Raw genomic sequence first — 21,545 nt, 5'->3', positions numbered from 1 at the left:
TGAGGACCGGACAACCAACCCGGACGCACCCCCGGCACACCGTAACGGGCGGGACCGTGACGGGCGGTGCGAAGCATGCGGCGCCGGAAACGCCGACGGCGCTGGTCGACCAGGCCGGTGCACGGCTGGACGCCTACGACTTCACCGGCGCGTATCAGCTGCTCGTGGAGGTCCGATCCCTGCTCGAGCACGGCGTCGCCGTCCAGGACGTCGACGCGGTCGACGCCACCCGCATGCTCGCCGACACGCTGCTGGCCCTGGGCCAGCCCGACCGCGTCGCCGATGTGGTCGCCGAGCTCGCCGCGCGGCCGGGTCTCGGCCCGTACCAGTCCGCCATGCTCACCATCACCCAGGCGCGGCTGCTCACCGCGCAGGACCAGCTGGACGAGGCAGCGGCCTGCTACCGCGACATCATCGACCGCGGCACGAGCGGGCCGGAACGGATGCGCTGGCCGGTGCTGCTGGCAACAGCCGGCGCCGCCGCAGTCACCGCCGCCCAAGGGCGGCCGGCGACGGCCGAACCAGCCCTGACCCAGGCGTACACCCGCCTCGCCGAGGAGTACGGCACCAGCCACCCCGACGTCGTGCGGGTCGGTATCCAACTCGTCCAGGTGCGCAAGCAGGCCGGCGGGGACACCGCCGCCGCGCGGCTCGCGGCAAGGCTGCTACCGGCAGCGGCTGCCGGCCTCGGCCAGCACCACCCCCTCGTCGTCGAACTCGCCGGCCACCTCGATGACCGCACCGTCCAACCCCGCGGCTGCGCGAGGGCACCGGATGCCGCACCGTCTGGGCATGCCACGGCATCGCCGTTACGCGGCCCGTCTCCGCGTCGCCGGCGGAGGGCACGACGCCGGTCGCTGCCCTACTGGGCGCTCGTCGCCGCGGTCGTGTGCCCGGCGGTCGCGGCGGCGACCGCCGCCACGATGCTCGCCATCACCACGTTCCTGCCTGCCCGTACCCCGGGCGCGGACACACCGCCGACCACACGACCGACCGCACGGCAGGCCACACCACCGGCCGGGGTACCGGTCGCTGCCGGGAGTTCGTGGTCGCCGTCGTACCCGGCAGCCGGTGACGTACGGATCCTCCGGGACACCGGCACCACCATCGACGTCGCCTGGACCGACCCGACCGGCGGCACCCGGCCCACCATCCTGTTCCTGACCAAGAACGACACCCCGCCGGTCGTCGCCGCGACCGTCCAGGCCGCCGCCACCCGCCACCAGCTCACCGGCCTGGACCGCCACGCCCGCCGGTACTGCATCAGCGCCGCCATCGCCTACAGCCCGACCACACTCGCACGTGCCCCCGACGTCTGCACCAACAGACCAGCGCCCACCTCGAACACCCGCGCCAGCATCCCGCCGCCCTCCAAACCGGCGACGTCCACAGCGCGGCCCACCACGAACGGCGGGGTGACCGCGATGCCCGCCGCAACGCCGACCCCCGTTATCCCCGACTCGACATCGCCCTGGAGAAACGCCGATGATTACGCCACCCGGGCCCCACCCGGCCGGCACCATCCGAGGCATGCGCCCCGGCGGCCGATCGTGACGACGCCATCAGACGCCGCACCGTTCGAAACCGCAGTACGCGATGCGCTGACCCTCGCCGACGACCTCGCTCAGCGACCGCAGCCGATCGGGGGGAGGGGGCGTCGCGGGCGGTGACGGACGGGTCGTGTCGGCGCAGGTACGCCAGCCGGTACTCCTTGGCGGTGCCGGCGAGCGCCGCGTCGAGCCATCCGTCGAAGCCTGCGGCGGTCACGGCGTCGCGAATCTGCCAGGTCGGCACGGACGCCGGCTCGGTGCTGGATCTGCGGCGGCCGGTCGGGGTGATCTTGTCCTCGGTGCTGCAGTATCTCACCGATGACGAGGCGGTCCGCCTCGTCGGGGCCTGCGTGCCGGGCGCGGCCGGGAGCGTGGTGGCGGTCAGCCGTCCCACGTTCGATGGTCTCGCGCCGCAGGTCGTCGCGGACGCCCTCAGCGTTGTCCGTCGGACGTCGGCCCGGCCTCTGCGGTCCTCGACCGGGCCGGCCTAGCGGCGCTGTTCGCCGATCAGGTACGGCACGGACCCGGGCGCGTGGACGTCGCAACCTGGCTCAACGATGGACCGTCGCTAGGGCTTGCCGAGGCCGGCATCGCGTGATCGCCGACGTCACCGTCACGCTTGGCGTGGGGTCGCGATCCGCACTCCTGCATGTGCGGGCGCGGCTCGGGCGGATCGCCCAGCTGTGGGTTGACCAATCGGAAGTACTTCTCGAGCAGCTGTGGAAGCTTCGTTTTCCGAATCGTGTGTTGGCCGCTGCCGGGCGCATTCCAGTCATTGTCCGGCGCGGCGACGGTCACGTGCTTCTGGCCAGGGTTCGCGTCGGTCGGCATCTGCGCACGCGGTGGACCGTTCGTGGAGCGTTCGCTCTCGCTCGTGCCGGCTGGAGCCGGGTCTCGATGCGGCATTGAACGGCGACCTTGTCCGTTCAGGTCTTGCCAACAACCCGCGGGCCAGACGCCTGCCGTCATGAAACGTGCCAAGCCGATCGTGGTCTCAGGCCTCACGCCCAGCCTGGCCAGCGACGCCGAGCGTGGCGTTGCCCCCAGCGCCGAATCGGAAGGTCAAAGCCTGCCCGCGGCGGCGTCTCGCGCATTCGGAATCTTCGAGTGCGGGATCGGTAGCTCGGGCCGTACGGCACGTCGTCGCCTTTGACTGGTCGATCAGGGCACCGGTCGTGGATCGCTGACCCGCACAGCAACGCCCGACCGTTCGCGAGGACGATGTCGACGGACCCCGACACGCGATACACCCCACGCCTTTCGGTGAAGCCACGATCGTTACGGCGGTACGATGATCGTGCTGTCACGGTTGTACAGTGGCCCGCCCGCGTTCTGTGGGAGCATGCGGGTGGGCCGTCCGGAATTTCGATCAGCGTGAGCAGCAGCGTGACGACATCCGCGCGCAGCCCTGCACCCCGACCGCTGCCGGCTGCCGTCTTGTACCGGTGTCGTGGCCTACCGCATCGCTTCACCTGGCGGGGCGGCAATGTCGGTGACCATTGCCGCTGAGTGTTCTTTCGTGCTCATGCGGCAGACTGTCTTGCTACGGGACGGTCCCGCCCTGATCCGCTGGTGCGGTGCCGGGTTGACGGTCCTTCGCCTCCTGCCCACCGGGTGGTCTTTCTGGCTGGCGCCCGGTCCTGCCGCCGGGCCAGTCCCGGCCGATACCACCTCAGCCGTGTCCGCAGGGTTCGCGGCGAGGTTGGCGAGATTCCAGTGGTGAACGCTCTGCGCTGGTAGCCGGCGTCGGCCCAGATCCAGCTGGAGCTGGCTGCAGATGTTGACCAGGGTGATGATAAGTATTCCCGCGCTGTGCCGGTCGCCGATGTTGACGGCGGGGAGGAGAACCCCTTCGGCGGCCACGGCGACGAGCCGTTTGCGTCCATTGATCTTTGCGCCGCTGTCGAAGCCGCGAACGTCCGCGTAGACGGTGTCGACCGTGTTGCCTGACATCTACGCTGCGCCGAGCCGCTCGGACCGGCATGAACCGCAGTTGTCGGCGTACCAGTTCGGATGCTGCGGGCAAGCATCCCTCGGGGCGGCCACCGTGACCGATGTCAGCGGCGGTGGTAGGTCGCGGAGCCGGGTGCGGAGGACAGCGGCATGGGAACGCACGCCGTGGGCGTTGGCGATGAGGTGCGCGGTCAGAGCGTCGACGGTCCAGCCGGTGGAGAGCGCCTCCGCGACAGCAGGCGTGAGTTGTTCGATGGTGCGGCGGCCGATGCGCCACGGATCGGGAAGTTCGGCGAGGAGTTGCGTGGCCGTGATGTGGGAAGGAGGAGGTGGAGGTACCTCCTCCTCCGATTGGGTTCGGCGGACGTGTGCGTCCTCCCGGTTGACTGACCGAGGGGACGTGGGCGTCCGGTCGTCGGGACGTGTGCGTCCGTGCGGTGTGAACGGCGAGAGGACGTCAGCGACCGGGCGGTCGTGTACGTCCTGCCGGTCGTGCACGGGGTTGTGGCTGACCTGTGGAATACCGGCAGGGCGTCCGGATCGGGGTACGGCGTGGACGTCAACGTCGGCCGGAACGTCCCGGCGCAGTTCGACGGCGAGGTCGTAGACGACGGGACGACGGTCGGCTGGCAGGTAAGCGACGCGACGCTGATCGCCGCGGCGGATGAGGCCGATCTTCTCCAACTCGACGAGGTCGCGGCGCACGGTGCGCTCCGACTTTCGGGCGTAGTGGGCAAGCCGATGTTGCGAGGCGGCGGCACCGCGGCCGGCGGGGTCGGCGTGGTCGGCGAGACCGACCAGGACGGCGACGAGCGCGGGCGGCAGGCCGGGGGCGTACGTGAGTGCCCACGTGATGGCTTCGACGCTCACGTCGACGTCCCCGCGACCGTCGTCGTGTTCCCGGCGGTGTGTATGCGTACGGCGGACGTGGAGACCTCGCGGATGGGTGCTGCGAGGGTCCGGGGGGCTAGGGCACGCTGAACGACGTGTGAAACGTCGAGGGTCGATGGGTGGGCAGACTGACGCACAGGGACTCCAGGCTGGTGAGCAAGGTTAGCGGCGGTGCGGTCACGGAGCAGACCGCTGCTGTGCTCTGTGAGCACGCTGGCGTGCGGGCCGCCCAGGTGCCACGGTCGGCGCAGGCATGCTTCAGGCGATGGCGAGCGCAGCGTCCGGTGTGTTGATCACCTTGGGGAACTGCCGGCCGCTGGTGCCAGGCAGCGATCGCTGCGTTGTTGATGGCGCCTGCCCGGCGCGGGACTGGGCAGCGGACACCGCGCAGTCGGTGGCCGGGGCCCGCTCGGGCCGGCATGAGGCCGCATCACTGGCGGCACGTCGGGTTGCGGCGCGGTGGTGCTGTGGTGTGTGGCCATCAAGGGTGTCCTCCTGTCTCCGCCTCGTGGCGGCGGACAGGCTGGGACGATTGCGGTCCCAGCCTGCCCGGAAGCACGAGGTGGCATCGCGGCCGCCGCTTCGGCGGGTACGGGGGTGGACGGTCCGCAGTTACTGCTGCTCTCCGGACGCCCACAGACGTGCGGTGATCCGCCGGGCGAGCTCCGGCGGCGCGCCGAGGCTCAACGCGGCGTGGATGAGCACGCCGAGACGGTTGCCCGGGTCCTCGTGCAGGGCGCGGTCCACGGCGAGCCGGGCGAGCGTCGGCTGGTGGGATTGCCACGCCACGAAGGCGGCGAGGCATGCGGGGGCCGCCACAAACCCGGGCGCTGCCCGGCGGGTGAGGTCCAGCCACAGCTGCAGGTGCCGCTGGTCGTCGCCGGCGGTACGCAGGAGCGCGTGGTCGCGGACCTGCCCGTCGTGGAGCAGGACGAGCAGTTCCGCGGCGTCGTCGTCGTCGAGCACGGAGCCTTGTTCGCTGACGCGGACGGCCTCCTCGACCGCGGTTCGGCCGACCGGCGCGGCGTCGTCGTCGGCGGTGGCGAAGCGCGCCATCGCCGCCAGGAGCGCCGCTTCCATCGCCGCCGTGGTGTCCTTTTGCGGCGCCACGGCAGCTGCCAGCGCCGCCCGGTCCGGTTCCGGCAGGCGGGGTGCGTCGGGTGCCGCCGGGCCGGGTCCGGTGTGCGGGTCGAACGGTGCGGGGGCGCCGGTGCCGTTCGGGTGCTGCGGGTCGTGTTCGACGTAGTGTCCGCCGGTGATCCGCACGAGCTGCATGATCGTGAGTCCGCGGACGGTGAAGACAGCGGTGGCGAGGTCGAACAGGCCGACGACCGGTGCCTGCTCGCCGTAGCCGAGCACGACCAGGTCGGTGACGTCGTCGGCGGTGCATTGCGCCGCGATGTGGTGCAGCACGGCGGCGGTCTCGTCCGCGGACGGGGGTGCCGCCTGCCGCGGCCCGGTGGTGGTGGGCAGTTCGAGCCAGGCGACGATGCGGATGTACGCGTCGCGGACGCCGACGACGACGCCGCTGTCGTTCGGGTAGAACCCGAGCAGCTGCGGCACCCGGCCGAGCAGGTCGGGAATGGATGCGAGCTCCCACCGTCGTTGCGCGTCGCTCATGTCGTGCTCCTTCGGGTTGGGGCACGACCCGGCGGCACCACGCCGCAGGGTCGTCCGGTTGGTGTGGTGCGGCGGCGCCGGCAGGTGTCCGGCGCCGGATGGTGCTCCTGGCACAGCGGAGCGTGGCCCGCCTACAGCGGACCCGCGGCGTGCCATTTCGCTGCGACAATGACGCCCGACGGCCTGCGGTCGCAGCAATGACCGTGCGGCGGTGCAGAACGATCGCTGCCATAGGACGGTCCGGGCGCTGTGAGAGCGCCGATATCAGCGCGTGCCGACGGTTCACACACGACCGGCACCGTCGGGCCGCTCGGCACCGCGCCGCTGGTTGCTTCTGCGATGCGGCACGATGCGCCTTGTCTCAGTCAGGAGTTCGCAGGCATCAGTCGGTGCAGACGTCGCCGTCCGCATCGTGGGTATTGATCGCCTCGTCACGCTGGTCTGGATCGCTGCCAGCGCTGTCACCGGCCGTAGCGGCCGTAGCGGACGTGACGGCGTCGCGGAAGACGTGCGGCGGTGTGCCGCTGCGGACCGCCTGCAGCAGGATCCGGGCCATCGAGTAGCGGGGGTTGGAGTCCAGCGCCCGGTGCACGGCGATGTCGGCCAGGGCGCCGTTGCCGCGCAGCATGGCGCTGTAGGCGAGCAGGCAGGCCGGTCCGGCGACGAGATCCGTCCGGGCGCGGCGGGTGAGGTCCGTCCAGAGCTGAAGGTGGCTGTCGCTGTCGTCGGTGTGTTCCCACGCGTAGTCACGCACGGGCAGGATCGCCAGGAGTACGGTGATCCACGCTGCGTGGGTGTCCGGCAGTTGCTGCCCTGCCGCGGCGAGGGTCAGTGCCTCCTGAACTGCGGCGGCGCCGAGGTGGATGATCGACGACTCGACGTGTCCGGCGGTGTCGTGCGCAGTTGGCGCTGCGGCTCGGTGCGTTGCCGAGATTCTGCGCCGCAGGCGGGTGATCGCCCGACCGGTCGCGTCGTCCATCGCCTGCCGGTGTTGGCCCTGCACTGACGCGAGCTGCTGGACGAGCGCGTCACGGTCGGCCAGTGCCACCAGTCCCTCGAGGACCGCCGTGGCCGGTGCGGTACTGGCGTCGGGGTCGAACGGCACGCCGGTGAGCGGCATGCAACCGTCGTCGAGGTGGCAGAAGATCCGGTCACCGGTGAGCCGCAGGGCCTGCCGCACCGGCACGAGCCGCACCTGCAGGGCAGCCAGGGCGGCGTCCATGATCGGCGCGACCCGGTCGTGTTCGCCGAACCCGACCAGCAACGCCGTTTCCGCATCCGTGGCGATGCGGCCGGCGATCCCGTCGACGGATTCCACCGCGGCTTGCGGCAGCTGCTCCGCCGCGGGGAGGTCGACCCGAACGGCGAGCGCGACGCGTTTGCCGGTGAGGCCCAGGACGACGAGGCTGTTGATGGGGGTGAAGCCGATCAGGAACGGGATGGCGGCCACGACGTCGATCTCCGACCGGAGGACGATCTTGGCTTTGTTCGGTGTGGTCATGCGGTGTCCTTCCTGGCCAGGCACAGCAGTGCCCGGCGCGATGTGATGGTTGATGTGCTGTGCAGCTGGCCGCCCGCGGCGCGGACAACCGTGTGCTTGGGCGACCGACCATTCGACTGGCCGCTGGTGGTTGCCGCTGTCGGTCCTGGCCCAGGACCGGCGGTCGGCCGTTTCGGGCCGTGCGGCTCACCTGTGTCGGGCGGCGTTGGAGGGCGCTGTCAAGGGCGCACGGCCGTGCAGTCCGACGTGTGCGGGTTCCTCGGCATCCGCTGCGGCACCGTTGCGGGCGCAGCGGTGCGCCGTTCAGGACGGCTGTTGGGTCCGAGGCGGCCGTGGCAGGCCGGCGGTGCGCGTGTTGCAGCGTCCGCGGCCCACCTGGTCTTGGTCGCCCGACCGGCGGCTGCGGGCCGCTGCGCAGCCGATTCCTGCCGGTCCCGTGGTGACGAACCCGGCTGCCGCAGCAGCAGCCAGGTTGGCGGAGGCGGCGCGACCGTTCACCCGTGCCCGGCGGGTTGCTGGTCCGTCGAGGCCGCCGGGCGGCACCGGATCGTGCGTCTACAGCGTGTTGTCCGCGTGCTCGGGCCGTCCAGTGCCCCGGGTCGACGTCGCCGGTTCACTGACGCCGTCGACCTCCTCGACGATCTCCTCGACCGAGGTCACCAGGACGGTGCGCGGCTGCCGCAGCTCGATGTGGCAGCCGACCGACAGCGCCGAGGTGATCGGGCCCGGAACCACCATCGCCGGTCGGTGCAGTAGGCGGGCGTACCCGAGCGCGCTGCGCGCCCCGCTGCGGGCGCCGGCCTCGACCAGGACCGTGCCGTTCGCTGCCGCGATGAGCCGGTTCCGGGCCTCGAAGCGGGGCTTGTACGGCCGGGTGCCGGGCGGCCACTCAGTGAGCAGGAGTCCCACTTCGGCGATCCGTTCGAACACCGCCGAGTTGGACACCGGGTGTGGCTGGTCGATGCCGCAGGCGAGCACGGCGCAGGTGACGCCGCCGGCGGCGAGGGCACTGCGGTGTGCGGTGACGTCGACGCCGAGCGCGCCGCCGGACACCACCGTCCAGCCGCGCTCCGCCAGCCCGAACGCGAACTCCGACGCGACGAACTGTCCGTAGCTGGTCATGGCACGCGCCCCGACGATCGACACCGACCGCTGTAGGGCTTCATCGAGACGGGCCGGTCCGCGCAGCCACATGCACAGCGGCGGATCGGTGTGCCGCAGCGTGGGGTTGCCGTCTGCGGTGATGCCCGCGAGATCGTCGAGGGAAGACGGCCATTCCTCGTCGGCAGGGGTGATGATCCTGGCGCCGAGCCGGTCGGCGTGCTCCAGCATCTCCTCGGCGATGCCGGACAACGGCTGCCCGCTCGGCCGGCCGAGGGCGGCGAGGCGGGTGCGGGCCTTCTGCGCGAGATTCGTGCTGATGTGCCGGTCGTGGACGATCCGGGACAGTGTTTCAGCGGGGCCGATGCTGCGTACCAGGTCGCCGAGCGTTCGATCGCCGCGCTCCGTCAGCGATGCCAGGACGAGCCAGTCGGTGCGATCTGTGGTCATGATCTTCCTCCAACGGTTGTGGTGTGGTTGCGTGGTGGCGCGGTCGTGCAGCAGGGCCGGCGCAGCGCGTGCGCGTCATGCACCGCGGTCAGGGATTCAGCCGACGATGGCGCGTGGCTGGAGCAGGACTCGGTCGTCAGCCCGGCTGCGGACAGGGCAGGATGGGTTTACCGCGAAACGAGGTCGACGCCGCGGGCGGTGAAGAACCCGACCGGGTCCACCGCGTTGCCCGAGGTTGCCGGCTGGCCGGTGTGTGCCTCGAGGTGCAGATGCGGCCCTGAGGAGTGCCCACTGCTGCCGACCAGCCCGATGACCTGACCGGCGAGGACGGGTTGCCCGGCCTCGACCGTCGGCCGCTGGAGCAGGTGGCAGTAGCGGGTGACCGGCCCGTCCGGGTGTGCGATGTCGACGTACCAGCCGCAGCCGCGGACGGTGACCGGGTCACCGTCGATGTCGCACGAGTACGGGCCGCCGTCGACCCGGTGGGCGTTGCAGCGTGCCGTGACGACGACCCCGGCTGCTGCGGCATGGACCGGACTGCCGCGGCCGGCGCCGATGTCGACGCCGTCATGTGTCGGTCGGCCCGCAGCGCGGAACCCGGACACGATCCCGCCGGTCACGGGTCGCTGCCATCCCGTCGCAACACACCACGTACCGCTGGCCACCGTGGCGGACGACTGGTTGTCGCTGCCCGGCTGGTGCTGCCCGGTCAGCGTCTGCACCGTGGCAGCGACCAGCGCGGCTGCTGCCGGCTCCCATTTGGCGTACGCGTCCGGGTAGGCGCTGCGCTGCACGCGTTGCGCGGCAACGGTCAACGGCAGCTGCTGCCAGCCGGTGACGCGCAGCAGCGCATCGTAGAAGCGGCTCGCCGCCCATACCGGGTCGAGCAGCTGCGCCGGGCTGCCCCAGCCTTGACTCGGGCGTTGCTGGAACAGACCGAGTGAATCGTGATCATTGTTCGCGCCGAGGTCAACGAGGTTGCGCAGCCCGGACTCCTGCATCGCGGTGGCGACCGCGATGACCTGCCCCCGAAAGGGAACGCCCCGCTGTATCCCGACGGTCACGATCACGGTGGCGTGGTGCAGCTGTTCGCTGCTGTACCGGCCGGGCGCAACGGGTGGACCGGCGCCGGGGTCGCCGCCGCAGCCGGCCGCGCCACTGACGCCGCCGACCAGGGCGGCGAGGCCACCCAGACACAGCAACGCGAACCCGAGGACGACAGCGAGCAGGACGGACAGGACGCGATTCGTCACGCGTCATCCACGATGCTGTCCGCACCCCTCGCCGGGTCACCGTCGACGGGGGTGTCGCCCAGGTCGGTTGGTCCGGTTGGGCTGGTCGCCTCGAACAGTTCCGCGGCCTGCCGGGCGGTTTCTGCGTCCGAGTAGGTGTCACCGAATGCGACGCCGTCGTCCGCATTGAACCGCCCGTCGTCGACGCCGACCCGCGTGAGCCGCCACCGGCTGACGCCGGCGCGGTCAACGACCCAGCAGATGACGTCACTGTCGTCGTCGGACCGGCTGCTGACCGCGACCTGGGTGATGCCGGGCATCCCGTGCCGGTCGAAGTCTGCGATGCTGTGCCAGCACAACCCGCCCCGATGGGCTGCCTCACGGTCGATGAGCCGCCGCAGCACCCGGTCCGCCTGACGCATCGTGCGTTCGTATCCGCCGCGGTACCGCAGCGCACTGCCCGGGGACTGCCCGTGCCGTGGGTCACGGTGGACGGTCCACGGCTGGGCGGTGGACCTGTGCAACTCGCCGAGCGCGTCGAGCAGGACTGCCGCCTGTTCGAGCGCGAACGGCGGGACCGCCAGTTGCGCGGTTCGGTACCGTTGCACGACCGCAGCGGCGATCTCCGCCGCGCGGCCGAGGACAGCGACGGCCACGCTGCCCAGGTCGTGGACGCCTGTGCCGTGCCCGTCAGCGGTCAGGTCGCCGCTGGAGCGGTGGGAGCCGATGAGGTCGTGCGCGGTGAGCCGCTTCGAGGCGAGCCGCACCCCGGCGACCGTGACGACCAGGACGGCGCCACCGTCCGGGACACCGAGCGGGTTCATGGTCTCCACGACCTCGACGCCGACGTTCGGCTGACACCGCCACACTTGCGGCGCCGCGCCGGAGCCGAGGACGGCCAGCAGCCGGCAGAGCAGGTGCGACGGTTGGTGCGCCGCACCGAACGGTGGACCGTCGCCGGCCGGTTCCGGGTCGGCGTCACGCGCCCCGGCCAGCATCCGTTCGTGAAACCACGCACGGGCAGCGTCGGCGTTGCAGGTGACGGCGGGACCGGCTGGCGCTGTCCAGTCGGCCGGGTACACGACGTCGGCGTCCTCGTCGATGGCGGCCCCGTCGACGATCCGGACCCGCCACAGGTCCTCGTCGCCGTCCGGCCCGGCGCAGGAGATCACCCCGTCGTAGTCATGGCCCGGGCCGATGAGCGTCAGCAACCGGTTGAGGTGCGGCACCAGTTGGTGCGCGTCCTTCATCCGGCCGTCCTCGTCGGCCGCCGCCTGGACCGCGCCGTACCCCTCAGTGGGAAACGCCCGGTCAGCGTTACTGGGGCGGTCCGTGGTGCTGATGCACAGCCGCACCGCCAACTCGTCGTCGTATGCCGGGCCGGGCACGAACTCGCTGCCGGCCAGTCGGTGTGCCGGGACCGGCGGTGTGATCCTGATCGTGCCGGACACTCGTGTCTCGTCGGACATGTCTGGTGGTTCCCTTCACCTGGAGGAAATGCAAGGACGGGTCATGCCACGTCGACATGACCCGGAGTGCTCCACGCGGGCACCGACCGGCAGCGACCGGCAGCGACCGGAACCGAGTCGGTGCCCGCGTGGGCGGATCGGAGGTGACGCCTCGTGCGGCCATCGGCGTCCGGTCACCGCAGCGCCGTCACGGTGCAGCACCCGCGCAGGTGCCGTCGCCGCCCTGACCCGCGGACGACCACCAGCGGTGGACCCCGTGCTCCGGGCAGACCCGTGAACGCCCGACGACCGACGGACGTGCGCACGACGGGACCGGTAACCCGGGCACAGGCGGAGGCGCAGGCCTGTGCCCGAGATACCAGCGGCAGCGGTCGTCGAACGGTGGTCAACGCCCGTCATGCGGGTGCAGCCGCGGCTGGCAGGCAGGCCCGCGGAACTGCGACGGCGTCGTGCGGGTCAGCGTCGGACGAGGGTCAGCAGCCGCCGGTGGGCGCGGCTCTTGAGCTCGTCGTTGCCGCCTTCCAGCACGGCCGTGGCGCGGGCAGCGAGGTTGTTGCCGCGCAGCGACCCGGTCGGGCGGATCGCCTGCCGCCAGTCGGTGTACTCGGTGACGGCGCGTTCAGCGGCGTAGGCGGTGCGGCCCAGCTGTTCGCTGTTCGTGGTGTACAGGTCGACGAGTTCGTCGACCCGCCGCTGATGGCTGTTGCGGGTGCGGGTCGACGCGTCGTCGGCCGGTGGCTGCCACAGGTCGTCGATGACGCGCCGGAACTCCGTCAACGTCACCGCCGTGCGGGCCAGGGCCTCCTCGTCGGCGGCGAACTCGTCGAAGTACGTGACCGACAGGCCGAGCGTGCGGCGGGCCTCCTCGATGCGGTCGAGCGCATTGCGGGTGTGCCGCACACCCCACCGGGTGTGCGCGTCCCGCACGGCGAACCGTTCGGTGTTGCGGCACACCGGCCGCCACGGGGTGACGACGACCTGGAAGAGGCTGGACCCGTCGTGACTGTTGAGCGCCACGATGAACGGGACGATCTCGTCGGCGACGCCGGCCGCGTCGATGGTGACGGTGTTCGGCAGCCGCATGCACACGAACGTCTTGCGGCCGTCGCGGACCGCGCCGGCGGACTCCCACACGACGTCGTGCCGGTCGACGAGGTCCTGCAGGAACGCGAACGCGTCCCGGTTCTGCAGGATCTCGTACTTGCTGCCCACGACGCCGAGCCCGGCGCCGGTGTCGTCGCGGACGGTGACGAACTGTTCCGCCAGGACCCGGTTCGGGCCGTCGAACGTGTTGCGGTACTCGACCGGGCGGCGCGCCACGTCGAAGTCGATGCCGCCGAGCTCGAGGACCAGGTCGACGTTGCTGGTGCCGCCGGGCACGACGTTGCCGAGCTGGTGCCAGGCGGGGACGCTGCTGTAGAGGGCAACCTGGCCACGGCTGGTGTCCAGACCGTGCTGCGGCAGGATCTGCCCGCCCTGCTGGATCAGGGTCTCCCCGTTGTCCCAGCTGCCGGGGTCGTTGACCCGGAACCGGCCGTTGCCGAGGGGGATGAGCTTGCCGGCGGCGACACGGGCGTCGAAGTCGGCCTGCCTGGCGCCGGCGGCCTGGATCTGCTCGGCGCGTTCGGCGGCGAACGCCGCGTTCACGTCGACGGGCTGTGCGGTGGTGGACATCGGTGGTGCTCCTTCCGGGTATGCGAGGCCCGGGCGCCCTGACGGCGTCCCGGGTGTGGTGCTGAACCGGTACGCCGTGGGGCGTGATGTGTGGCTGGATCAGCCCACCGGCTTTGCCGTGAGCGCGGCAGCGCCAGATCGGTGCGGGACGCCGTGGGCGTCGGCGGGGCGGATCGCCACTGGAAGTGATCGCTGTGCTTTGTCGGCCTGATCAGGGCTGAGGTGGGCCGCCGTGGCCGGCGAGATGTCGGCACAAGCGGTCTGCTGCGGGTCGGTCAGCGGCGTTGTGCCGCCGCGATTTCGATCCGCAGCGCGTGCACCGCGGCGGTGCACGCGTCGGCGGCGGTGCGGAACAGTGCTGCGCGGGCGCCACCGTCGGTGTAGAGCGGAAAGTCGACGCCCTCGGCGCGGTTGTGGACCCTGACCGTCCACTCCGTCCGGGCTGTGCTGTCAGGGTGCAGGGGGTGCCGGGTGTGCTCGGCGTCGCCGGCCCGATCGTTGCTGTGATGGTGGAGCTCGATGTCCGGGATGAGGTAGGCGGTGGCGTCGACGCTGCCCACCGGCGGGTGCACCGCGATGCTGTGGAGCGCACCGTCGATGACGGGGACTGCTGCCGTGACCGACCAGCCCGCTGGAGCCGACAGTGCGAGCGTCGGCCCGGCCTCGGCGACCAGCCGTACAGATACCGCGACCCGCCGTGCGGTGGCCTCGGCAGCACGCCGGTGGAGCTGCTCGGCCGGGCTGATCCAACCGCCGACGCCGTCGAAGACGAGTCCGGCGCCGCAGTGCGCACAGCGGCGCACGCCGTCAGGCACCAGCGGGCTCTGAGTCCCGCAGCTCCAGCAGGACGGCGACGACGGCGCAGCCGACATCTGGGCGGCCATGGTCACGCGGCCGCGCTCGCCGGTCGCGGCTGCGAGAGCGTGCCGGCCGGATCCGTCAGGTAGTGGCGGCGTGGGCGACACCGTGGGAACGGGCGGTGTCGATGTCGGCGGTTGGGTGGCAGGTGTCGGTGACCGGTCTCGCGACCGCCGCCGCGGTTGGGCAGTGTTCGCCGACGGGGTGCCGTCGCGGCTGGCGTCGTACACGGCGACGCCACCGCCGTGCCGTTTGGCGAAGTACATGGCGAGGTCCGCGCAGCCGAGTGCGGTACCCGGCTCGACGCCCGTCAGGTTGGTGTGGTGGATGCCGGCGCTGAATTTGGCCTGGAGCGTGCCGTCGCCGAGCCGGATGGTGCTCGCCAGTGCGGTGCTGAGCGCTGCGGCGACGGCGTGTGGTGACCGGCTGCTGATCAGGACGAACTCGTCTCCACCGATCCGGGAGACCAGGTCGGTCATGCCGTGGCGGTCGGCGATGTCGGTGAGGAGCCAGGCGATACCGGCGAGGTACAGGTCGCCGCCCTCGTGGCCATAGTGTTCGTTGACGCCGTGCATGTCGTCGACGTCGATCAACGCGATGGTGACCGTCTCCCCGGCGGTGTGCGCTTCGGCGAGTCGCTGTTCGGCGATCCTGCGCAACGGCAGGCCGGTGACCGGGTCGGTGGAGGACTCGGTGAGTTCGGCGCGGAGCTCACCGATCACCTCACACAGTTCATCCAGCTCGACAAGAGCCTCGACCAGCCGGGATTCCGCGACGATGAGCGCGGTGACGAGGAGCGCGCTGCCGGCGCAGCAGACAACGGCCGGTAGTGTCACCGGGCCGGTGCTCAGGGCGATCAGTACCAGGGCGTGGATGAGCAGCGCTACGCATGGCCGTGTCCGGCGCAACGTGCGGCCGAGCAGTTGCAGGTCGGGCATGGGAGCTCCTTTCGTGTCCGGCCGCGCGGCCGGATCGCGGGATAGCAAGGGCGGATGCGGCAACCGGCGCGGATGGCTGGTTGCGGTGACGCGGTCCGCGGATCGACGCGTCCGGCGTCCGGGGTCCGGGGTGCAGCAGCCACGAAACAGGCGGACCGGAAATCCGGTCCGCCTGCGGTTGGGTTTGTTGGTGAGGGTGTGGGGTTAGCGGGCGAGCAGCGCCACCAGGTAGTCGCCGGCACGCAGTGCGTCGATGTGACGGTTGGTGTCCTGCAGGTATTGCAGCCGCTCGGTGAGCCGGTCGCCGGATGAGGACTGGAACGCGCCGTCGACATCGACGAACGCCGTACCGGGCAGGGCGGTCAGCCACCCGAGGTGGGCGTAGGTGTTGCCGCCGGCCTGGAACGCCTCCAGGTGTCCGGTCTGCAGCTCCATGATCTTGTTCGGGAGTGCGTTGTAGGTCCGCATGGCGGTGATCCGCGGCTGGGCAAGGTATTGCTCCTGCGCGGTGGCGAGTGGGTACTTGTGGGGGTTGAGCAGATGACGGTTGTGGAACATCCAGAACGGTTGGGCTGTCGGGGTGCCGGCCACGACCTGGCTCCAGACGTTCCACCGGTGCCAGAACCGGTTGCGGGCCTCGACGCGCATCGCGTCCAGAGCGAGGAGCTTGACGGGGCCGCCCGCAGCGGAGTTCTGCCAGGGCTGGAGGAGCTTCCCGCGCCGCAGCCGGGTGGTGATCGTGAAGTGCGGTGCAGGAGCGGCGGTCCACCGTTCCCAGGTGGCGTCGGCGAGGCGGGCGATGGCGTGTTCGGTGAGGTCTCGGGACTCCCGGGTCGGGGTGTCGCGGGGTAGGCAGACGACGGTCAGTACGTACGTGCTGTGATCCATGGGTGGATACCTCCAGAGGGTGATCGGCTCGGCGTCGTCGACGCGGCAGGGAACCTCCGTGGCGGGAGGCGGCGTGCAGTGGCTGGTCGCGGACGGCGACGGCAAGCAGTGACGTCCAGCGCAGAGCGCGGGATGGGTGGGCCACGGCGGGCAGTGGGTGCACGGGTGCTGGCTTAGGGCTGGCACGGTGCTGGCACGGTGCTGGCGCGGTGTGCGGTACTGCCGCGGTGAGGGGCTCGGCGCCGACGGGCGGGGCAGGCCGACCGGCCGGAAGGCGGGTGGGCGGTGCAACCGCGGGTCGTGGGCGACAGGCCCGAGGGTGGAGCAGCCAAGCGTTCACAAAAGTGAGCTCCGACCGTATCCAGGCCACCCAACAGCCGACCCCCATCGCTGACCGGGTCGCTGATACCTGATGACCTGGGCTGTTGGGTGCCCGGGACGGCGGTGAGCCGGTGGCGCCCGGCGCCGCTGTTGGGTCCCGTTGGGGTCCCCCTGGGTCTGGTTGTGTCTGATTGGGTCTGGTTGGGGCCGGTTGGGTTCACGGGGTTCGTCGAGTGGCTGCCGGCTACCCAACGGCGTCCGGGTTCCGTCGACGGACCGACCTGGCTCTTCATCCCGGGCGGCGCGGGCGCTGCCATCTGGGCCGAAATGAGGTCAGGTCAGGTCGAGGAGCCGCAGCGGATCGTCGTGCGGTTGTGGGGCTGCCGGGTTGAGCGGGCCGGGTTCGCCGTGCTCGCCGGGCAGGTCGGCCAGTCGCAGCCGGTGCCGGCCGTTGCCGGCGACCCGCCACACCGGCCCGGCGGGGCCGTGTGGGCTGCGCAGCCGTCCCGGATCACGGGCCGCCTCCGGGGAGGTGGTCGCGACGAGCAGCGTCGGTTCCGGCTGGTCGGCGAGGCGGCGGTGCAGGTGCTGTTCCCTGGCCCTGGTTGGCAGGACGAACAGCACTGGATAGGTAGGCCCACCGGCGGCCCGTAGCCGGGCCTGTGCGGCGAGCTTCTCGACGAGCCGGCCGACCGGCTCGGTGCCGCGGTCCATCTCGAGGAAGAAGCCCGTCTCCGTGTCGCCGTCGGCCCACACGCCGTGCCCGTCCGGGTGGATGCGTTGCCCGAACGCTGCGGCGGTGCCGCGCTCGGACCACCAGCGGCGCAGCCGCGTGTTCGGGTGCTGGCGGGCGTGGCTGAGCAGGGCGACGAAGAAGTCGTTGACGGCCAGCAGGTGCAGCAGGGTGGGGCTGGCGTAGATGCGGTCCTGCCGGTCCTGCAGTTGCCGGGTGTTGGGTGGGTGCTCGTTGCGGGCGAGGGCGGCGTACCGCGCGGACAGTGTGCCGGAGACCCAGCAGGCGGGGTTCGGTTGGCCGGGCCGGTTGCGCAGGAACCGGTCGACGAACCGCATACCGCGTAGTTGATGGAGGCGGTGCTGGCAGGTGGTGATCGTGGCGAACAGCGCGGCGGTGATCTGGTCGGTGGTGAGGGTGGTGTGTTCGTCCAGCAGCGTGGCGATCGTGTAGTCGCGTGGCTGCAGCCGGTGGGAGATGTCGATCAGCGTGCTCGGCGCGGGCCGGGCGCTGCGGGTGCTGCTGGCAGCCGGCGGGACAGGATCGGCGTTTCCCCGCTTGGAGGTATCCCCTTGAGAGGGGTGTCGGGTTTTGGGGCGTGCGGACATGACGGCTCCTACCTGCGATGTTGGGTGGTCGGGGGCGGCCGTGGCCCGGCAGTACGAGGCCGGGTCCAGGCTGGGACTGCGACCGGCCCGCGGACCGGCCCGCGGACCGGCCCGCGGACCGGCCCGCGGACCGGGCCGCGGACCGGGCCACGGACCGGCCCCGAACGCGTTGATCCAGCAGTGATCGGAGCGGCCGGTGCTGCGTCGAGCTGCCGTGGATTCGGCGTCAGGTGGCTGGGAGGTCGTGATCTGCCTGCGCTGGTTTGTCGTGCCCGCCGATCCCGGCGAGCTGCGCGATCCCGGCGCGGTCAGCGCCCCGCCCGGCAGGCCGCTCGGCGGCCCGATTGACACTGCGGCCGGTGCCGTCGTCGGCGCCCAGGTCGGTCACTGGTTGGCCGCGTCGCCGACGGTGTGCGCCAGCGGGTGCGGTGCGCTGGTGTGCGCCGACGGTCGCTGCGGCGGCTTGACGGACCGCGGTGGTCTCACCGACGACCGGACGGGCCGGGTTGGTCCGCAGCGTGAACGCGGCGGTTTCCCGGCCGTCGACGACGAGCCGGCACGCGGCCCGGTAGGCGTCCATGTGTGACAGGTCATGCTCGTTGAGTTCCGGCATGGTGTGCCGGGCCAGCTGGTGCGCGTCCTCCGGCGCGCAACTGAAGAAGATCTTGTTGCGGGCGTTCGCGGAGATCGCCAGTTGGGTGTCGCGAGGCATCTGCGCCAGGTTCTGGTGCGCCAGGACGAGCCCGAAGTGGTAACCGCGGGCCTCGGCGAGCATGTCGCCGACGCTGCCGGGCAGGTTCAGGAAGTTGTGCGCCTCGTCGATGTACGCGGCGGCGTCACGTCGCTGCGCCTCGGGCAGCCGGACCCGGCCGGTCGCTGCCTGCCACGCCGAGGCGACGATGAACGACCCCATCAGCCGGGCCGTCTCCTCACCGATCTGCCCTTTCGGCAGCCGGGCCAACAGAATCCCACCGTCCAAGATCCGACGCATGTCGAACGTCGAGCGCGGCGATCCGAGCGTGCGACGCACGAAGTCACGCAGCAGAAACGCCCGCAGCCGCGACAGGACCGGACCGATCACCTGGGCCCGCAGCGGCGGCGGTGTGGACTCGAACCATTCCCAGTAGCCGCGCAACCCTTCGGGGTCATCCAGGTCCTGGGTGAACGCGTGCCGGAACTGCCGGTCGTTGAGCAGCGGCGGGATCAACGTCAACGTGGCGTTCGCCTTGCGCAGCAGGGTCAGGCACGCGACCCGCAGCGTGTCATCGATCCGCGGACCCCAGTGCTTGGCGAAGATCCGACCGAAGATGCTCACGATGTTGTCCACGACCAGGTCGTGGTCGTCGCCGGCGAGGGGGTTCAGGATCGTGCCGGCCGGCTGATCCGGGTCGATGATGACGAGCCGGTCAGCGAACCTGGCCGGGATCCGGTCGAGCAGGTCGATGACGAGGTCACCTTTGGGGTCGATGACGATCGTGCCGCGGCGGGCGTGGATGTCGTCCAGGATCATGTTGAGCAGCAGGGTGCTCTTCCCGGACCCGGTCGAACCGAGCACGTGCAGGTGTTGCCGGCTGTCTGCGACGTTGACCGCGACCGCGTGCCCACCGACGTCGGCCTTGCCGAGGACCTTCGTGCCGCGGCCACCGGGCGGCACGCTCACCGGCGCGGGCCGGGGTGTGGCGCGGGCCCGGTCCAGGCCGGGCACGGCAATGTCGTGCGGCAGCGCGGCGATCGCCGCGAGCTCGGCGGTGCACAGTAGGAACCCGCGTCGCAGCACCCGCGCGGCCAGGACCGCGGCCGGCTGCCGCATCGGCACCCTGCGCAGCCGGTTCCGGCCGGTGTAGACGCCGAACGCGGCCACGACCCCGTCGGTGACGGTGAGCAGCCGCGCCCGCATCCCGCCCAGGTCACTGCCAGACCCGCCGGCACTGCCAGTACTGCTGGCACCGCCGGTGCGGCTGGTGCGGGCGACGCCGTAGCGGATCGCGACCTCCCACTGCGTGCCGGTCAGCTTGTCGACCGCGGCCCGCACGTCCCGGTCCCGCTGCGGGTCACCGCCCGGCACCGGCCCGGACCGCGACGGCGTCCGGCCGGCCCGGCTGGCCCGGCCACGGCCGGGGCCGAGAACCTCCAGGAGCAGATCCAGCCCGGCACGGACCCACCGCGCCGGGTCCAGCAGCCCGCCGTGCGGCGGTGTCCCGGACCGCAGCGCCTGCACCCCGGACCGCAGCCGTCGCAGCTGCCGGCCGGTGGCCGGCCGGGCGAGGATCTGCACACAGGCCGACTCCGTGCTGTGCAGCGCCGACGCCGCAGCGATGAGCGTGCGCAGCGGGTCGTTGTCATGCTCGGTGCGCAGCGGCAACCACGCCGGCAGGACCGGGACGAAGGCGCCGCCGACCGCGGCGTCGCCGGCAGGCAGCGGTGGGTCCGCGTCGAGGACCGTGACACCAGCGCCCGGCCACGCGCCGTGGACCGCGGCCCGGACCGGACCGATCCGCACCGTGCTCGGCAGCCACACCACGATGCTCAGGGCCCGGCCGCCCCACCGGTACTCCACGGCGATGTGGTCGCGGCCGTGCCGCCAGTGTTCCCGCCATCGGTGCCGCCACCCCGTGTGCAGGACGCCGGCGATCGTGGTCCAGAACACGGCCGCGCCGGCCGGGTCGACCTCCGGTGGGGGACTGATGAGGACGACCTGCGCGTGCCGGACCAGCAACTGCTGCCGGCGCCGGGTCAGCGCCATCCAGCCGGCATACCCGCCGGCGGAAAGGACACCGGCCAGGGCAGCGACGGCGAGCGCGGACCAGGGATGCTGCACGGCCCACGCCGTGACCGCGGTGACGGTGTCGGACAGCCACCCGGCCGGGCCATGCAGGTCCGGCGTCGGCGGGGGCGTCGACGGGGGAGACGGCGGGGGAGACGGTGTTTCGAACTCGAACGGCGCGGACACGGCAGGCGTGGACACGAGGTGGCCTCTCGATAGCAGCGAAAGGGCCGCGCCCGCCGGTGTCGGCGAGCCACGGCCCTCGATGTATGGCTGCGCTGGTGGTGCGAACCGTCAGCGAATGCTTTTCAGAGATGGGTGTTCAGAGGATTTGTGTTCGAGGGATTGGTGTTCAGGGGTGATGTGCTGCGGGTCGTTCAGTCCTCGTCGGCGAGGTCGATGTCACCTACCTGAACTGCACGAAGTTCCTGAGTTGTGCTGATGCGGTCCGATGTTGTTGTGGCTGGCCAGTCCGGTCCCTCGTTGGAGTGAGCAGGGATTGACTGTTGGTCAGGAATCCCGAAGCGTCGTCGGTATTCACGGTCAATGGTCGGTATCGGCGATGTGGGGTAGCCATGGGTCTGGCGGTGGTGCGGTCGTTGGATACGCCGCGCCGCCTGGCGACCCAGACCGAGGTGGACGACTTCGAGCAGGAGTTGGTCGACCAGTACCTGTTGGCGGCGGTGGGCGCGGGTTGCGCGGACGCCACGGTGGCTTCGGACCGGTCGGTGCTGTTCGAGTTCGTGAGGTTCCTGGGGCGTCCGGTGTGGACGGCGCAGCCGAGTGACGCGGATCGGTTTCTGGCGGCGGCGCGCCGGTCGGGTCTGGCTCGGTTGACGGTGCAGCACAAGGCGTGGTCGTTGGCGCATTTCTTTGACTTCCTTCTGGTGCGGTATCAGGGCGACATCCGCCGGTTGACGGGTGTCGTGGTTGAGCAGGTCATCGATGAGTTCAACCGGCCGGCGAACGCCGACTACGGGTCGGTGCGGGTGCC

General features: G+C 71.4%; 15 protein-coding genes and 2 pseudogenes. 5 read left to right on the top strand and 12 right to left on the bottom strand.

Translation table 11 applies throughout. The annotated features are described in order from the left end of the window. Positions 1–56 precede the first annotated feature (56 nt). From ACFPIJ_RS55865 to ACFPIJ_RS55855, 3 genes are all read left to right on the top strand, one after another. Positions 57–1,670 carry a tetratricopeptide repeat protein gene (locus tag ACFPIJ_RS55865; RefSeq protein WP_380127722.1) on the top strand — a complete coding sequence of 538 codons (1,614 nt, stop codon included), beginning with the start codon at positions 57–59 and terminating at the stop codon, positions 1,668–1,670. Between the two features lie 47 nt (positions 1,671–1,717). Continuing rightward, the gene (locus ACFPIJ_RS55860; RefSeq protein ID WP_380127721.1) at positions 1,718–2,041 is read left to right on the top strand and encodes a class I SAM-dependent methyltransferase; all 324 of its coding nucleotides are present in this window, start codon (positions 1,718–1,720) and stop codon (positions 2,039–2,041) included. A 103-nt stretch (positions 2,042–2,144) separates the two neighbouring features. Next, a complete protein-coding gene (locus tag ACFPIJ_RS55855; protein ID WP_380127720.1) occupies positions 2,145–2,459 on the top strand; it encodes a hypothetical protein in 315 nt (104 codons plus the stop codon). A gap of 546 nt (positions 2,460–3,005) precedes the next feature. Here ACFPIJ_RS55855 and ACFPIJ_RS55850 read toward each other — a convergent pair. Then, the gene (locus ACFPIJ_RS55850) at positions 3,006–3,503 is read right to left on the bottom strand and encodes a hypothetical protein (RefSeq protein WP_380127719.1); all 498 of its coding nucleotides are present in this window, start codon (positions 3,501–3,503) and stop codon (positions 3,006–3,008) included. 150 nt (positions 3,504–3,653) lie between these two features. On the opposite strand from ACFPIJ_RS55850, the gene ACFPIJ_RS55845 reads away from it, so the two are divergent. Beyond that, a complete protein-coding gene (locus tag ACFPIJ_RS55845) occupies positions 3,654–3,893 on the top strand; it encodes a hypothetical protein (RefSeq protein WP_380127748.1) in 240 nt (79 codons plus the stop codon). A 333-nt stretch (positions 3,894–4,226) separates the two neighbouring features. Here ACFPIJ_RS55845 and ACFPIJ_RS55840 read toward each other — a convergent pair. The 11 genes and pseudogenes from ACFPIJ_RS55840 to ACFPIJ_RS55790 form a co-directional block, all read right to left on the bottom strand. Continuing rightward, positions 4,227–4,373 (bottom strand): annotated as a pseudogene (locus tag ACFPIJ_RS55840) (hypothetical protein); the annotation flags it as partial. A 633-nt stretch (positions 4,374–5,006) separates the two neighbouring features. Beyond that, on the bottom strand, positions 5,007–6,014 hold the full coding sequence (locus tag ACFPIJ_RS55835) for a DUF4192 domain-containing protein (protein WP_380127718.1): 1,008 nt from the start codon (positions 6,012–6,014) through the stop codon (positions 5,007–5,009). A 382-nt stretch (positions 6,015–6,396) separates the two neighbouring features. Next, positions 6,397–7,515, bottom strand: a complete 1,119-nt coding sequence (locus tag ACFPIJ_RS55830) for a DUF4192 domain-containing protein (RefSeq protein WP_380127717.1) — start codon at positions 7,513–7,515, stop codon at positions 6,397–6,399. 555 nt (positions 7,516–8,070) lie between these two features. Then, the gene (locus tag ACFPIJ_RS55825; protein WP_380127716.1) at positions 8,071–9,066 is read right to left on the bottom strand and encodes a DNA-processing protein DprA; all 996 of its coding nucleotides are present in this window, start codon (positions 9,064–9,066) and stop codon (positions 8,071–8,073) included. 167 nt (positions 9,067–9,233) lie between these two features. Beyond that, a complete protein-coding gene (locus ACFPIJ_RS55820) occupies positions 9,234–10,319 on the bottom strand; it encodes a M23 family metallopeptidase (RefSeq protein WP_380127715.1) in 1,086 nt (361 codons plus the stop codon). Beyond that, positions 10,316–11,767 (bottom strand): DUF6205 family protein, encoded by a 1,452-nt coding sequence (locus ACFPIJ_RS55815; protein ID WP_380127714.1) that lies wholly within the window; start codon positions 11,765–11,767, stop codon positions 10,316–10,318. The genes ACFPIJ_RS55820 and ACFPIJ_RS55815 overlap by 4 nt, the downstream gene beginning before the upstream one ends. Positions 11,768–12,223: 456 nt before the next feature. Continuing rightward, complete coding sequence (locus ACFPIJ_RS55810) at positions 12,224–13,441, bottom strand: DUF932 domain-containing protein (protein WP_380127713.1); 1,218 nt, start codon at positions 13,439–13,441, stop codon at positions 12,224–12,226. A gap of 275 nt (positions 13,442–13,716) precedes the next feature. Beyond that, complete coding sequence (locus ACFPIJ_RS55805) at positions 13,717–15,237, bottom strand: GGDEF domain-containing protein (RefSeq protein ID WP_380127712.1); 1,521 nt, start codon at positions 15,235–15,237, stop codon at positions 13,717–13,719. Positions 15,238–15,441: 204 nt separating this feature from the next. After that, positions 15,442–16,125: a hypothetical protein gene (locus tag ACFPIJ_RS55800; protein ID WP_380127711.1), complete on the bottom strand. Its 684-nt coding sequence runs from the start codon at positions 16,123–16,125 to the stop codon at positions 15,442–15,444. Between the two features lie 654 nt (positions 16,126–16,779). Beyond that, positions 16,780–17,787 carry a replication-relaxation family protein gene (locus tag ACFPIJ_RS55795; RefSeq protein WP_380127710.1) on the bottom strand — a complete coding sequence of 336 codons (1,008 nt, stop codon included), beginning with the start codon at positions 17,785–17,787 and terminating at the stop codon, positions 16,780–16,782. A gap of 226 nt (positions 17,788–18,013) precedes the next feature. After that, positions 18,014–20,752, bottom strand: coding sequence for a type IV secretory system conjugative DNA transfer family protein (locus tag ACFPIJ_RS55790; protein ID WP_380127709.1), 2,739 nt, complete (start codon positions 20,750–20,752; stop codon positions 18,014–18,016). Positions 20,753–21,126: 374 nt separating this feature from the next. Here ACFPIJ_RS55790 and ACFPIJ_RS55785 point away from each other — a divergent pair. Then, positions 21,127–21,545: pseudogene (locus ACFPIJ_RS55785) on the top strand (tyrosine-type recombinase/integrase); the annotation flags it as partial.

Source organism: Dactylosporangium cerinum (assembly GCF_042653625.1).
Lineage (GTDB): Bacteria > Actinomycetota > Actinomycetes > Mycobacteriales > Micromonosporaceae > Dactylosporangium > Dactylosporangium cerinum.
Note: the sequence above shows the minus strand (reverse complement) of the source record. Positions and strands in the feature narration are given on the sequence as shown.